Raw genomic sequence first — 13,595 nt, forward strand, 5'->3', positions numbered from 1 at the left:
AACAAGAAGAAAGCCCGGCGTCAGCCGGGCTTTCTTCTTGTTTAAGACCGCGCATCTTCGATATAGCGCCAAAACGTTCCGTGTTTGACAGGCACCCGCTCCACTTTTTGCTTCAGCTGCAGCTTTTTCATTTCTGTTTCCGCTTCTTGGATAGTCCAGTTGTACACAACGGCAACTTCTTTCGTGGCGACAAATTTAAAATGGCTTAAAAATGACTCGAGCGGAGGGGGAGAGGACGGCTCGGGATGGAAGCCGAGCATTTCGGCGATTAATTCGACGTAAATGTCGTACGGATAGCATCCGGAAATTTTTATGCCTTCGTCTTCAATGTTCTCATTAAACAACACAAGTGTCGGCGTTTCGTCGACATCCATTTCCGAGGTGATTTTTACATCACACTGGAGCGCTTTCGCTGCCCCTGGTGAATGAATGTCGCGCAGGAATTCATCCACATCAAGTCCGGCTTCGGCGGCACATTCCGCCAGTACATTCAAGTCAGCAACGTTTTGTTTTTCGAGAAACAGCTGTTCCTGCAGTTTGCGCAAAAAACGAATGCCGGCCTGTTTTCCTTGCATTTCCGCCGCTTTAATGGCGAGTGATGGGGCAAACGGACTCGAGATCGGGTTCTCCAGCCAGACGCTTCCGTCGCATGGCATGCCGGAGCGACTAGCTGTCCATTCCCACGCCTTGGCCATCGCTTCCAATTTTGCTCCTTTGCGCGCGTTCCATGTCGCCCACTTTCCGATCAATACGTACCTTATGGTAAAAAAACGGCCGTATTCAATCTTCAGCTTTTTGATGATCGGTTCAAGCCCCCAGCATTCCGGGCATAAAGGATCAATAAATAAGTAAAGCTCCAGCGGTTTGTTCGTGTTGCCTAGCGGCTGGGAAGGGGCATAAGACGACGCCGCTTTCCCAGCGAACTTCTTATTCAAGGGAATGCTCCTTTCTGTCCAAATGATCCGGGGTATTGACCATATGGTGGGCGGTGAGAACAAGCCGGTGATAAAACTGTTCGCGCGCCGGCCCGGACAAGCCGATTTCATCCATCGCCGCCCGCATACAGGCAAGCCATGCTTCCGCCCGTTTCGGTGTAATTTCAAACCGAAGATGACGCGCCCGCATCATCGGGTGGCCATGCTCGGCGGTATAAAGCGGAGGCCCACCCAAATATTGCGTTAAAAACTGTTTCTGCTTACGGGCGATTTCCGTGAAATCGTCCGGAAAAATCGGGCGCAAGTCCGGATGTGCGGCTACGCGTCGGTAAAACGCTTCGACAAGTTTCGTAATCGTTTCCTCTCCGCCGATCGCCTCATAAAGGGTCTGCCATTGTTCTCCCATTGCGGATGCTCCTTTTGTTTGAAAGTCATTCGTCGTCGTTTGATTGCTATTTTATCAACAGCAGACGTTTATCTCAAACAAAGTGACTTGAACACGGCGATTTACGCACGATAGCTTCGCAGTACGCGCTCAACGTACGCCTTCGTTTCGGCAAACGGTGGGACCCCGCCGTAACGGTCGACGCGGCCTGGCCCAGCGTTATAAGCAGCCAAGGCAAGGGTGGTATTCCCGTCGTATCGGTCAAGAAGCTGACGCAAATATTTTACCCCGCCGTCGATGTTTTGCGCAGGATCAAGCGGATTGTCAACCCCAAGCATTTTCGCCGTGCTCGGCATGAGCTGCATTAACCCAAGCGCCCCGGCTCGGCTTTTTGCGTCCGGGCGGAAGTTGGATTCGTGGCGAATGACAGCACGGACGAGCTGCGGGTCGACATCATATTTTTTGGCCGCAGCGTCAATGAGCGCATCAATCGAAGACGGCGCGACCGAGGATGATGTCGCCTGACTGTCCCGTTTAGTGGAATCGCTGCTGCTAGCAGGCGTGGAATTCTGCAACCCATGAGCTGACGATTCCGCTTGGCTTTCGAGGTACTCGGCAAGCAAGTTGGAAAACAATGATGGAACAGGTGATGACAATAAGCTTGAGCTCCTGGATGAGAGCGTTTGGAGTGATTGCCATTCGACAAGCAGTTTTAACGGTGAAACGGTCATCATCTTTCCTCCATTTCGTACTTGCGTGCATAAAAGCGGGCGATTTTATTTGGTGCCGGGCGGCGTGGAATGCCGAGCGTCCCGAGCAAGCGCAAAAATCGCTCTTCGCCCGCTTCAGCGTTGTCTGTCTCATATTCAAGTTCGTAATCTTCGCTTTGCAAATAGCGGTTATGGTCAAGGCATAACGTGCCACCTTCATGCGGCCATTCGGCACGGTCAGTGACGAGGGAGCCGAAGCAACGGACATCATGCGGGTCGACGTTCATTTCCCTAAGCAGTACTGCGATCGCTCCCTGTGGAGCTGCGCCGGCGAGCAATGCCTCTGCTTCGGACGGCGTGAGCGGTTCGTGCGTTTCTAAGATCGTTCCGTCGGTTTGCGTTTGTTTTAACGTCAAGGTAAAGCGCCCGTCTTTCACCCGGATGCGCAATGCAGCCGCCTGTTCTTTTAAGGCGAACAAAGGGGTGTCAAAGTAATGATTTTCTTGGCGACGGAAAGCGCCATCATCGAGGCGGAAAGCAGCACGAACCGCGTCGAATTCCGCTGCGGTCAACAAATTTTTTAATTCGATTTCCACTTCTTGATACATGATTGATCTCCTTCGAGCAAGACATCGTCTCTTTCTATTATCAGTTGTTTTGCGGTGAATATCAATTATTTCGTCTGCATAGGGTGAATATGGTAAAATAATGGGCGGATGGTTGATGCGGAAGGAGAGAAAGTATGAGCAACAAAGTGACTGTTGAACGGGCGGAGCGGAAAGACGGTCGGCTTTGGCTGTACGCTGACAATGTCCCGGTTCCGCTTGCCCATGTAACGCCAAAACGCCATATGCTCGTCGATTCGGATGCATTGGCGTTTGTGTACATTTTGGAAACCGATGACCGTTTTCTTTATGTCATCATTCCGAAACAGTGGTGGCCAGAGTTGAAAGCGGCATTTGCCGAGGGTGAACCGATCTGGCTTGAGAGCGAAGGGATGGCGCTCGAACTCGAACAGTTTGGCGAAGAATTAGCTTACTTGCTTGAAAATATTCGCGACAACGCCAATTATGGCGAGACGTTTGAACAAGCGGTGCAAGAAGTGTTTTTTGCCGAGTAAGCAAGCCGGGTGCCTGCCTTTAAGGGGGGACGGGGTTGGAGCGCAGGTCTCCAAGTAGGCCGTTGAATGCTCCAAAAAGAGCGGCAGAGGCCGAAGCAGATGAAAAACATGTGGGCAGGTGATACAATGGTAAAACATTGGGATTTGTTTTTAGCCCCGTATAAACAGGCGGTCGAAGAGTTGAAAGTAAAATTAAGGGGGATTCGTGCTCAGTTTGAGATGAGTGAGACGCATTCGCCGATTGAATTTGTCACTGGGCGGGTGAAGCCCATTGCCAGCATTTTAGATAAAGCACAAAAGAAAAACATCCCGCTCGACCGCCTCGAGGAAGAGATGCAAGATATTGCAGGGCTGCGTATTATGTGTCAGTTTGTCGATGATATTAAAACGGTTGTCAAGTTACTGCGCCAACGCAACGATTTTACGATCGTTGAGGAGCGTGATTATGTCACGCAAAAAAAAGAAAGCGGCTATCGCTCATATCACATTGTAATCCGCTACCCGGTGCAGACGATTCACGGCGAGAAAAACATTTTGGCCGAAATTCAAATTCGCACGTTGGCGATGAATTTTTGGGCGACGATCGAACATTCGCTCAATTATAAATATAGCGGCCGTTTTCCGGAAGATATTAAAGCACGGCTGCAGCGTGCGGCAGAAGCAGCCTACCGCCTTGATGAGGAAATGTCGAAAATACGCTTCGAGATTCAAGAAGCGCAAGCTGCTTTTTCACGAAAACAAGAAGCAAAAGGGGAAGGGCAATGAAACGAACGGACGCACCGCTGGCGTTTGCCATTACCTCAAAAGGGGATGATACTTCGAACGCCCTCGCGCAGAAGATGAAAACGTATTTGCTTGATTTCAACTTGCGTTACGATGAAGAGGCCCCTGACTTAATCATTTCCGTAGGTGGGGATGGAACGCTTTTATACGCGTTCCATCGCTATTGCCACCGGTTGGACAAGACGGCGTTCGTCGGCATCCATACCGGTCATCTCGGTTTTTATGCTGACTGGGTGCCGGAAGAAATTGAAAAGCTCGTCATCGCTATCGCCAAAACGCCGTACCAGGTCGTTGAGTATCCGTTGCTTGAGGTGACGATCCGCTATCTTAACGGCGGGAGCGAGGCGAAGTATTTAGCGCTCAATGAATGTACGGTGAAATGTGTCAGCGGCACGCTCGTCATGGATGTTGAGATCCGCGGCGACTTGTTTGAACGGTTTCGCGGTGACGGGCTGTGCATTTCGACGCCGACCGGCAGCACGGCATATAATAAAGCGCTCGGCGGGGCGATTTTGCATCCATCGCTTGAAGCGATTCAAGTGACGGAGATGGCGTCGATCAACAACCGCGTCTTCCGGACGATCGGTTCGCCACTCGTGCTGCCGGCGCATCATACGTGTCTGCTAAAGCCTGTCAACAATGTCGATTTTCAAATTACGATCGACCATTTGTCACTATTGCACAAAGAGGTCAAATCGATTCAGTGCCGGGTCGCCGATGAAAAAGTGCGTTTCGCCCGCTTCCGACCGTTTCCGTTTTGGCGGCGGGTGCGTGATTCGTTTATCGCTGACTGACAACAAATGTCCGATTGTTGTTGCCTGATCAGCGTTCAGCTGGCGTGCTGGAGTTGGATTAGCCCGCCGCCCAACGGCGAAAATTTGCAACTATAGACAGAGAGGTAGACGACCATTGCCGCCATTTACGTTGACATTTTCAATCAATGAACAGCATGATGGAAAACTGCTGCGTCAATTTTTGCAAGAGAACGGCATTTCGCGGACTGCGCTCACCGATATTAAATTTCACGGTGGGGCGCTCTACGTTAATAGCCGTCCAGTCACGGTCCGCCACGTGTTGCGCGCTGGTGAGACGCTCTCGGTCGTCTTTCCGCCGGAGAGGACAAGCGACTGGATGGACCCTGAAGAGATGCCGCTAGATATCGTGTATGAAGACGAGTACGTCCTTGTTGTCAACAAACCGGCGGGGTTGGCGACGATTCCGTCGCGCCACCACCCAGGCGGAACGCTTGCCAATGGCCTATTGCATCATTATCGGCAGCAGCAGCTTGATTCGACCGTCCATATCATCACTCGGCTTGACCGCGACACGTCCGGGCTTGTACTCGTCGCGAAGCATCGCCATGTTCATCATTTGCTGTCGACATTGCAGCAAAAAGGACAAGTTACTCGCACGTATGAGGCCGTGTGCCATGGCGTGATCGACGAGGAGGAGGGGACGATTGACGCGCCGATCAGCCGGCAAAACGACAGCATCATCGCCCGTGAAGTGCGCGAGGATGGAAAGCGGGCCATCACCCATTTCCGTGTGCTTGAGCGGCTTTCTGGCTATACATACGTTTCGCTTCGGCTTGAGACAGGGCGTACGCATCAGATCCGCGTCCATTTGGCTTATCTTGGCCATCCGCTTGCCGGCGATGAGCTGTACGGAGGAAGCCGGGAGATGATCGGCCGCCAAGCGCTGCATAGCCGACAGCTGTCTTTTTTTCACCCGTTTGCCAGACAGCTGTATACGTTTACCGCTCCGCTTCCCGATGATATGGCACGCCTCATTGAGGCGGCGCGCAAGTGAAAGTCAGGTCAAGAAAATGTACGGAACTTTTCTGGTACGTGCGGCATCGACGATGGGACAGAGACCGTCGTCATCTCCGGATAACGCAACGCAGTCAGCGCGCCGCCAAATACACAGCCTGTGTCGATGTTGACGGTTCGACCGACAAAGCGCGGTTTTTCCACCGGAGTGTGGCCGTACACAATCCACGCATCGCCGCGATACCGTTTTGCCCAGTCGCGGCGCACAGGTGTACCGTCCGGGTTCGTTTCGCCCGTGATGTCGCCGTAAAGGACAAACGTCTTCACTTTTTTATCCATCCGGCCGATATAATCGTGGCGAATGCCGGCGTGGGCGATGACGAGGCGTCCCTCATCTAAAACAGCATAGAGCGGTGCTCCTTCATATAGACGAATGAACTTGCGGCGGATCATCTCTTGTTCGCTCGGAGGCAAAGCACGGTACTCAGCGACCGTCGTCTCGAGCCCGTGGGTGACTTGTACATTTCGCCCTAAAAAAAAGCGGTATAATTTATTGCAATGGTTGCCGGGCACATAGTGGGCAAGCTTGCGGTCGACAAGGGCGCAGACGATGTCAATCATTTTCAGCGACTCAGGACCGCGGTCAGTCAAATCACCGACAAAACCGAGCTTCCGACCGTCTGGATGAATCGGTATCCCTTTGTCCCATACATAACCGAGTTTTTCCGTTAATGCGGTAAATTCGCGATAACAACCATGAATGTCACCGATGATGTCGATGTGCATGTTGCGTGCTCCTTTCCTGTTGGGTGTAGTTACTAACAGCGTGCCCGTCCGACGGAAGGAACAGACATTTTGAGTTAGGCAAAAAAGCAAAGCCGCTTACCGGCAAGCAGTAAGCGGCTATTCGTCGTCGCTAGCGAACATAAATTTTCTTGTCCGCGAATGGACGTTTAAGACGAGTCCAATGGCCAGCATATAAGTGGCGAGCGAGCTTCCCCCGTAACTGATAAATGGCAGCGGCAGCCCCGTAATTGGCAAGAGTCCGATCGTCATGCCGATGTTTTGAAACACTTGAAACGTAATCATGCCCGCTACACCGGCGCATAAACAGCTGCCGTACAAATCGTTGCTCTCTAGCGCGGTATGAACAAGGCGATAGACAAGCAGGAAGAAGAGTGAGACGACGATGCTTGAGCCGACAAACCCGAACTGTTCGGCGATGACGCCGAAAATAAAGTCCGTATGTGCTTCAGGCAAGTATACTTGCAAATTGCCAAGTCCTTTCCCATACAATTCCCCTGACCCGATGGCCATAAGCGAACGGACGAGTTGGAACCCTTGTTCGTTTGAATACTCATACGGGGCAAGCCAGCCGTAAAATCGGTTTAACTGATAGTCTTCTTTAATGATATATTGATGAAAGAAATCAGGAAAATAAAAGTAAATAAAGACTATCGTCGCCACAGCTGCCATTCCGGAAAAGACGATGCCGAAAATAATGCGCCAACGGATGCCGGAAATAAGCACCAATGTGGCGGTGATGGCGACAAACACCATCGACATTCCCATATCCGGCTGTTTAGCAAGCAAAAAGAGTGGCGGCAAAACAGTAGCGGCGATTTTGCCGAGCAATTTGAAGTCATCGCCAACCGTCGGATCGGGATATTTTTCCCGATGATTGACAATGATACGGCTGAGAACGATGATCATAAAGATTTTCATCAGCTCAGACGGCTGGAAGTTCCCGCCCGGCAGGCTGTACCAGCTCGTTGCCCCTTTGACCGTCACAGTCCCCGGGACGTTCAGCTCAAGGCCAAGCAATAGCAGCATCCCGAATCCATACAAATACCAAGCGATTTGAAACAGACGGTCATAGTCGATAATCATCGTCAAGGCAATGACGACTGCACCAATGGCGTACCATTGCAGCTGCTTGGCGGCGAAGTTGACATTTTGCAGTTTCTCTGGCAACAGCACCTCCGCGCTATGGATGGCGATGGCGCTGACGACGGCCATTAAGAATAAAACAAACAACAAGTGGTAATCGAGCTTCGATTGGGAAAAACGATCATGATCCATGGAACGATCCTCTCCATTTAAATGTACCATATACCATATTAACGAATTCGGCTTGTTTTGCAAAGTGGGAAAAATCGTCGTCGGCGCCAAGAAAGCGGGAAGCAAAAGAGCGGCAGCTCATTTACATTGTCCGCGGCATATCCTATAATAGAATTAACACCTGGTGCTAATATTAAATAATAATTAGGAGGATGAACGAATGACATTATCATTGGAAGGACGTACATATGTCGTCATGGGGGTGGCGAACAAGCGGAGCATCGCCTGGGGAATCGCCCGTTCGCTCCACGCTGCCGGTGCCCGACTCGTATTTACATACGCCGGAGAGCGGTTTGAAAAGGAAGTACGGGCGCTTGTCGATACGTTGGAAGATGAACGTTCGCTTCTGTTGCCGTGCGATGTGGCAAATGACGAGGACATCGTTCAATGTTTTGCGCAAATTAAAGAACAAGTCGGCGTTATTCATGGTGTCGCCCACTGCATCGCCTATGCCAATAAGGATGATTTAAGCGGCGAGTACATGAAGGTGAGCCGCGACGGCTTTTTGCTTGCTCATAATATTAGCGCCTATTCCCTCACTGCGGTGGCACGCGAGGCGAAAGAGCTCATGACCGAAGGCGGCAGCATCGTCACTCTCACGTACTTAGGCGGTGAGCGCGTTGTGCAAAACTACAATATCATGGGAGTGGCGAAAGCGTCGTTGGATGCGAGTGTCAAATACTTGGCAAACGATTTAGGCAAATACGGCATCCGCGTCAACGCCATTTCCGCAGGCCCTATTCGCACGCTGTCGGCCAAAGGAGTGAGCGATTTCAACTCGATTTTAAAAGAGATCGAGGAGCGCGCACCGCTCCGTCGGACGACGACGCAAGAGGAAGTCGGCGATGCAGCGCTGTTTTTGTTCAGCGATTTATCGCGTGGCATCACCGGGGAAATCATTCATGTCGACTCTGGATACCATATTTTAGGATACTAAAAAAACGAGGCAGCCGCCCTAGTACGTGGGGCGGCTGTTTTTTGTCCGTCTGAGGGCAATTATCGGAATGGAAGGCATACATATATAAAGGTAAGGCAAGCGTGAAAGGGGGATTGGCGTGCGGAAAGAAAAAGTTGTAGAAACAAAGCCGCTGCTTTACATTGTGCAGCCAAAGGACATGCGGGCCGTGGCGCATATGCAAGAAACGTTTACATGGGCGAATCGCTCTCACCAGAAGAAAACGGACGGTGTCGCTCAACAGGTTGGGGAGGAGCAGAGAACGTTTTTCGTCAAAAAAAGGGAGTTTCAAGCGATGACGCTTGATGAGAAACTTGCTTTTTTAACGGATCTGCCTGCCCATTTGCCGCCGCTCAAATGTGAATTTGCCACGAAAGAGCAAAGCTATGAAGGGGTGCTGAAACGGTGCACGGCGACCGAATTGACGGTCGTCGATGAACAAGGAGACGAAACGGTCATCGAGCGCACGCAGCTTCTTTCTGTGACGATGATCGGGTTTGTGCAATAATCGATGATCAATGCCCCTCGAAATCAGGAGATCTTTTTGTCTCGATGCCGTTGTTTAAGACGTTAAGAAGTCGGCGGGCACAAATGTTGGTTGCTGTGCATTGTCCGCCGACTTACGGTGGTGAGCTGCGTTCCTAGGGGCATCTGCCGTTCTGGGAACGCTCGTTTTTTACAACGAATCGAGCCGTCTCTCGATTTCCTCCCATTTTGCCTGTTCATAAGCCATTGCTTCCGCCAGTTCCGCTTCGGTGATAGGCACGTTCCGGATATATTTTTCCACCGCCAGCTCATGCAAATCATACGGAAACAGTAGATCGATAAACAGCACCTTTTTTTCCTTTTTCGTCAGCGGGCGCACGTCCTCATACGCTTCAAGCACGATATCGGCTTTTGTTTTTCCTTTCTCGTCTGTTTCAAAAAGAAACGGTGCCATCATTTTACGGACATCGCGAATTGGCAAGTCGAAGGCAGTTGTATCGAGATCGATGATCCAGACGTTTCCGTCTTCTCCACGCAGCGAGTTCCCTGTCCCATAGTCTTGGTGACAAAGTGAAGGTCGTTTCTTCATTTGCTCAACCCATGTCTCGTAATACGATTCTAGTAGTTGTTGCAACACTTCCTCCCCTTTTTCAATAAAGCGGTCGATTTCGGCCAAATACAGGCGGGAAAACGGATCGTCGCGATCCAATTTGGCGAGCTGCTTCCATGCCTCGAGTTGCCGGCATCGCTTCATATAATGCTTCGGCCATTTGCCGAGTTTACTGAATACCGGAACACCGGGCGGTGGTTCGTAGCCGACTGACTGCTCATGAAAATGAGCAAGGGCTTCGATCATAGCAATTAAATCGTCGTGGACGTTCAAATCAAACGGTGTTCCTTCAATCCAGTCGTACAGCACAAATAAAAACGGGCCGTATTGTTTAAACAGGCGGTGGTTGCGTGTCTCAATGATGCGCGGAACATAAAGCCCCTTTTTTGCCAAAGTGTCTTGTGCGTAAATCGAGAAGAGGGCCTTTTTTTTCGGACGGTGAATGCGTTTTAGGCATTTCGGCCCGTCATCGGTATACACTTTCCAGACGAGTGCCATTTGTCCGCTTTGTATGACGTCAATCGCTTTGGCTTCGACGTCCCACTGCTTTAACAGTAACCGCGCCATGTGGACGAGCCGTTCGTTGGTGACTGGCGACGTGGTTGAATAAACGGTTTGATCAGCCATCATCAGTCCCTGCTTTCCTTTTTTTTTCTACTGTATGGTCGATGACGGCTGCTGTCTATAGCCATTTATCCCGAGTTAAAAAAAATGGGTGAACGTCCAGCCGGTTCATCACCTAGAAGGGCGTTTGACGGATGCCCGTTTGCTGCATAGGCATGCACAGTGGGAAAGGAGCACACGTATGATATAAAAACAAACTTTTGCCTGAACTTTTTTAGAAGACGGGGGAAATTTCATGAAAATCGCCATGATTGCGACGGAAAAACTGCCAGTGCCGCCCATCCGGGGAGGGGCGACACAAATTTATCTCGATGCGACAGCGGCGATCATGGCGCGAAAACACGACGTCACTGTGTTGTCGATTCGCGACCGTGATCTGCCGGACGTGGAGAAAAACAAAAATGGGGTATCCTATCGACGTTTCTCCCAAGAAACATATATACAAGAAGTGGCCAACCATTTGCGCACGGAAACGTATGACGTCATTCACGTATGCAATCGGCCGCGCTGGATTCGCCACATCCGTGAAGCTTCACCAGACAGTGCTCTTGTGTTAAGCATCCATAATGAAATGTTCCGCGACGATAAAATTTCCTATGCCGAAGGAGTCGATTGTATCAACGCAGTCAAACAAATTGTAACTGTGAGTGACTATATCAAGATGACCATTTGCGATCGCTTTCCACAGGCGATTGGAAAAGTAGCGACCGTTTATTCAGGGGTCGATGTCGAGACGTTCCAACCGAAATGGACAGCGCAAGGGGAGAAAATCTATGCGGCTATCCGCCGTGAGCTCGGGCTCGAGGGAAGAAAAGTTGTGCTGTTTGTCGGGCGATTAAGCAAAGTGAAAGGCGCCCATTTGCTTCTTGAGGCGTTGCCGTCAATCATCAAAAAGCACCCAGAAGCGGTGATCGTGTTTGTCGGCTCGAAATGGTTTGGCGACAACGAGGTGAACAGCTACGTCCGTTACTTGTATACCCTTGGGGCGATGTACGAAAACAATGCGATGTTCATTCAATTTGTCAAGCCGGAGCAAATTCCACAGCTGTACACGATGGCTGATTTGTTCGTTTGCCCGTCCCAGTGGCAAGAGCCATTGGCACGCGTTCATTATGAGGCGATGGCGGCCGGGCTGCCGATCATTACGAGCAATCGCGGGGGAAACCCCGAGGTGATTGAGAACGGCAAAAATGGTTATATCGTCAAAGATTTCAGCAACCCTGAAGCGTACGCAGCACTCATTAATAAGCTGTTTGACGAACCATCATCTTCCATCCAAATGGGCAAATACGGGCGGCAGAAGGTCGAACGGGAATTCAACTGGGAAGTGGTAGCCGCGAAGTTGTTGCGCGCTTACGGGGAAGAAAGGGGGTAAAGCGGTTGCAGTCACAATGGATTGCTGACAAAGTACTCGAACTGTATCCGTACGAAGTTGAGCAGATTGAGCTTCAGGTGATGCGGCCGAAGGAAACGGTCTGGACGGTTGCTACAGATGAGGGAGAGAAAGTGTTGCGGCAACGGGCGACGCTGCCGGAGCGGATGCTGTTTTATGCCGAGGCGCATTGGCATTTGCAGCAGCGGCAGTTTCCGATTGCCCCGTTATGCCGGACGAAAAACGGCGGTCTATGCGTCGCAGGAGGGGAGCAGGCATACGCGCTATACGATGCCGTCAGTGGCAAGGAAGTGGGCTATTACAATGTCGAACAGCTTGAAAATGCGTTCGAATTTCTTGGTTTGTTCCACGCCGCCTCGCAACAGTTTTCTCCAAGCTCGAAGGCGAAAAAACGAAACCGGCTTGGAAAGTGGCCAAAGGCGTATACTTGGAAATTGCAAGAGCTGTCTGGCTACAAGAAAATGGCAGCCGCATTTGCCGATGATCCGTTTTCTGTCCTGTTTTTTGAAGCCGCTGACGCAATGATCGCCGCAGCTGAAGAGGCGACCAAGCAACTAGAGAGCGACGCCTACGCTGAATGGACAGCCGGACCGAACCGGTGGACAGGATTTATCCATAAAGATATTTCCTTGTCACACCTTATCGAAACGGAGGAGACGATGATGATGAGTTATCTTCCCGCAGTCGTCATCGACTTGCCGGTGCGCGACATTCAAGTGCTGCTCCATAAAATCATGAAAAAGATGGCGGTGTGGGATGAAGAACTGGCTGCACGGCTTCTGCAAGCGTACCATCGCGTCCATCCGCTTACCGACGATCAATACAGGCTGCTCGAAGCGGAGCTGTTGTTTCCACACTTGTTTGCTTCTGTCGCCCGCAAGTATTATTTAAAGGCGAAAGACAATTGGTCAGATGAAAAATATATGTGGGAGATACAGACGGCTATTACGGTTGAGCGGTCAAAACAAGACGCGCTCCGCCGCACGCCGCTGCCATCGCTTTTGTAAAGGAGGTGCATGAGGTTGGACCACATTCCGAAACTCGATTTGCAGCCGTTTCGTTTTTCCCCGCCTGGGCCGATGGGATGGGGATGGATAGAAGATGATGAGTTTTTCGATCAGCTATTGCTTGGATTAGAGGAAGAAGGGGAAGACGAGGAAGAAGAGGAAACAGACGTTGACTTGCCGCCTGTCCTTGTTGAGTTGGGCACGGAAGGGGAAGGACAAGAAGCTGTTATCCCGCTGCCACTAAGGCAACTGGAGAAGAGCAAAAAAGAAAAGCGAACCGTTAAGCGGAAAAAAGAAAGCCGTCGGGAAACACGGCTGAAAAAGACGGTTCAAAACGAAGAGCTGGTGTCAGTGAAACAAGCAGCAGACGATACCCTTCAAAAACAGAGCCAGCAGGAGAAATGGAAGACGAACGAGGTTCAAAGCGAAATACTGGAGCTAGTGAAGCAATCGGTAGCAGACAGTGGACAAAAACAGCGTCAGCTAGCAGAGCAAGAGAGCAAAAAGGCTTTGCAACAGGCAGTTCAGCGGCAGGTGGCCGTTCCATTTGTTCTTTCTTCCACCTATGCCAACCGTCCAAAAGCAGCCGGGACAAACAAAAGCAGCAATATGTTTGCGATTGGATAAGACAAAAGGATGCTGCCTCATAGGGCGGGCATCCTTTGTTTTTGTCTGTTCTGTATACCCAGAAGGCATT

16 protein-coding genes are annotated in these 13,595 nt (G+C 50.8%); 9 read left to right on the forward strand and 7 right to left on the reverse strand.

The genetic code is table 11. The features are described from left to right. Positions 1-41: 41 nt before the first annotated feature. The 4 genes from spxH to IC804_RS14010 form a co-directional block, all read right to left on the reverse strand. Positions 42-935, reverse strand: a complete 894-nt coding sequence (gene spxH, locus IC804_RS13995) for a ClpXP adapter protein SpxH (RefSeq protein ID WP_081157054.1) — start codon at positions 933-935, stop codon at positions 42-44. Beyond that, complete coding sequence (locus tag IC804_RS14000; protein WP_008878963.1) at positions 928-1,341, reverse strand: globin domain-containing protein; 414 nt, start codon at positions 1,339-1,341, stop codon at positions 928-930. The genes spxH and IC804_RS14000 overlap by 8 nt, the downstream gene beginning before the upstream one ends. Positions 1,342-1,442: 101 nt before the next feature. Further along, complete coding sequence (locus tag IC804_RS14005; RefSeq protein WP_029761533.1) at positions 1,443-2,051, reverse strand: lytic transglycosylase domain-containing protein; 609 nt, start codon at positions 2,049-2,051, stop codon at positions 1,443-1,445. Beyond that, on the reverse strand, positions 2,051-2,638 hold the full coding sequence (locus tag IC804_RS14010; protein ID WP_008878961.1) for a CYTH domain-containing protein: 588 nt from the start codon (positions 2,636-2,638) through the stop codon (positions 2,051-2,053). Before IC804_RS14010 ends, IC804_RS14005 begins: the two co-directional genes overlap by 1 nt. Positions 2,639-2,772: 134 nt before the next feature. Between IC804_RS14010 and IC804_RS14015 the strand changes: the two genes are divergently transcribed. The 4 genes from IC804_RS14015 (at position 2,773) to IC804_RS14030 (ending at position 5,742) form a co-directional block, all read left to right on the forward strand. Then, a complete protein-coding gene (locus IC804_RS14015; protein WP_029761534.1) occupies positions 2,773-3,150 on the forward strand; it encodes a UPF0738 family protein in 378 nt (125 codons plus the stop codon). A gap of 126 nt (positions 3,151-3,276) precedes the next feature. Then, on the forward strand, positions 3,277-3,915 hold the full coding sequence (locus IC804_RS14020) for a GTP diphosphokinase (RefSeq protein WP_029761535.1): 639 nt from the start codon (positions 3,277-3,279) through the stop codon (positions 3,913-3,915). Continuing rightward, positions 3,912-4,727 carry an NAD kinase gene (locus IC804_RS14025; RefSeq protein ID WP_081157056.1) on the forward strand — a complete coding sequence of 272 codons (816 nt, stop codon included), beginning with the start codon at positions 3,912-3,914 and terminating at the stop codon, positions 4,725-4,727. Before IC804_RS14020 ends, IC804_RS14025 begins: the two co-directional genes overlap by 4 nt. Positions 4,728-4,842: 115 nt before the next feature. Beyond that, a complete protein-coding gene (locus IC804_RS14030; protein ID WP_011886948.1) occupies positions 4,843-5,742 on the forward strand; it encodes an RluA family pseudouridine synthase in 900 nt (299 codons plus the stop codon). Positions 5,743-5,750: 8 nt separating this feature from the next. Here the strand turns inward: IC804_RS14030 and prpE are convergent, their stop codons facing one another. After that, complete coding sequence (prpE, locus tag IC804_RS14035; protein WP_011886949.1) at positions 5,751-6,488, reverse strand: bis(5'-nucleosyl)-tetraphosphatase PrpE; 738 nt, start codon at positions 6,486-6,488, stop codon at positions 5,751-5,753. Positions 6,489-6,605: 117 nt separating this feature from the next. Continuing rightward, entirely contained in the window at positions 6,606-7,784 is a 1,179-nt protein-coding gene (locus IC804_RS14040) for an FtsW/RodA/SpoVE family cell cycle protein (RefSeq protein ID WP_041264261.1), read from the reverse strand. 199 nt (positions 7,785-7,983) lie between these two features. On the opposite strand from IC804_RS14040, the gene fabI reads away from it, so the two are divergent. Both fabI and IC804_RS14050 read left to right on the forward strand, forming a co-directional pair. Continuing rightward, complete coding sequence (gene fabI, locus IC804_RS14045; RefSeq protein WP_008878954.1) at positions 7,984-8,760, forward strand: enoyl-ACP reductase FabI; 777 nt, start codon at positions 7,984-7,986, stop codon at positions 8,758-8,760. A gap of 118 nt (positions 8,761-8,878) precedes the next feature. After that, positions 8,879-9,286, forward strand: a complete 408-nt coding sequence (locus tag IC804_RS14050) for a CotO family spore coat protein (protein ID WP_081157058.1) — start codon at positions 8,879-8,881, stop codon at positions 9,284-9,286. Between the two features lie 168 nt (positions 9,287-9,454). Here the strand turns inward: IC804_RS14050 and IC804_RS14055 are convergent, their stop codons facing one another. Then, positions 9,455-10,504, reverse strand: a complete 1,050-nt coding sequence (locus IC804_RS14055; protein ID WP_008878952.1) for a spore coat kinase CotI — start codon at positions 10,502-10,504, stop codon at positions 9,455-9,457. Between the two features lie 229 nt (positions 10,505-10,733). On the opposite strand from IC804_RS14055, the gene IC804_RS14060 reads away from it, so the two are divergent. From IC804_RS14060 to IC804_RS14070, 3 genes are read left to right on the forward strand one after another with little or no spacing between them, the layout of a single operon-like run. Beyond that, on the forward strand, positions 10,734-11,873 hold the full coding sequence (locus tag IC804_RS14060) for a glycosyltransferase family 4 protein (RefSeq protein ID WP_008878951.1): 1,140 nt from the start codon (positions 10,734-10,736) through the stop codon (positions 11,871-11,873). A gap of 5 nt (positions 11,874-11,878) precedes the next feature. Then, on the forward strand, positions 11,879-12,898 hold the full coding sequence (locus IC804_RS14065; RefSeq protein WP_008878950.1) for a CotS family spore coat protein: 1,020 nt from the start codon (positions 11,879-11,881) through the stop codon (positions 12,896-12,898). A gap of 9 nt (positions 12,899-12,907) precedes the next feature. Beyond that, complete coding sequence (locus IC804_RS14070; RefSeq protein WP_081157060.1) at positions 12,908-13,525, forward strand: hypothetical protein; 618 nt, start codon at positions 12,908-12,910, stop codon at positions 13,523-13,525. The last annotated feature ends 70 nt before the right edge of the window (positions 13,526-13,595 follow it).

It is taken from the genome of Geobacillus sp. 47C-IIb (assembly GCF_014679705.1).
Taxonomy (GTDB): Bacteria; Bacillota; Bacilli; order Bacillales; family Anoxybacillaceae; genus Geobacillus; species Geobacillus thermodenitrificans.

Bases quoted from the DNA above. Each gene is read 5' to 3' on its own strand.
- IC804_RS14000 (WP_008878963.1), bottom strand. From the start codon at position 1,341: ATGGGAGAACAATGGCAGACCCTTTATGAGGCGATCGGCGGAGAGGAA.
- IC804_RS14005 (WP_029761533.1), bottom strand. From the start codon at position 2,051: ATGACCGTTTCACCGTTAAAACTGCTTGTCGAATGGCAATCACTCCAA.
- IC804_RS14010 (WP_008878961.1), bottom strand. From the start codon at position 2,638: ATGTATCAAGAAGTGGAAATCGAATTAAAAAATTTGTTGACCGCAGCG.
- IC804_RS14015 (WP_029761534.1), top strand. From the start codon at position 2,773: ATGAGCAACAAAGTGACTGTTGAACGGGCGGAGCGGAAAGACGGTCGG.
- IC804_RS14020 (WP_029761535.1), top strand. From the start codon at position 3,277: ATGGTAAAACATTGGGATTTGTTTTTAGCCCCGTATAAACAGGCGGTC.
- IC804_RS14025 (WP_081157056.1), top strand. From the start codon at position 3,912: ATGAAACGAACGGACGCACCGCTGGCGTTTGCCATTACCTCAAAAGGG.
- prpE (WP_011886949.1), bottom strand. From the start codon at position 6,488: ATGCACATCGACATCATCGGTGACATTCATGGTTGTTATCGCGAATTT.
- IC804_RS14040 (WP_041264261.1), bottom strand. From the start codon at position 7,784: ATGGATCATGATCGTTTTTCCCAATCGAAGCTCGATTACCACTTGTTG.
- fabI (WP_008878954.1), top strand. From the start codon at position 7,984: ATGACATTATCATTGGAAGGACGTACATATGTCGTCATGGGGGTGGCG.
- IC804_RS14055 (WP_008878952.1), bottom strand. From the start codon at position 10,504: ATGATGGCTGATCAAACCGTTTATTCAACCACGTCGCCAGTCACCAAC.
- IC804_RS14060 (WP_008878951.1), top strand. From the start codon at position 10,734: ATGAAAATCGCCATGATTGCGACGGAAAAACTGCCAGTGCCGCCCATC.
- IC804_RS14070 (WP_081157060.1), top strand. From the start codon at position 12,908: ATGAGGTTGGACCACATTCCGAAACTCGATTTGCAGCCGTTTCGTTTT.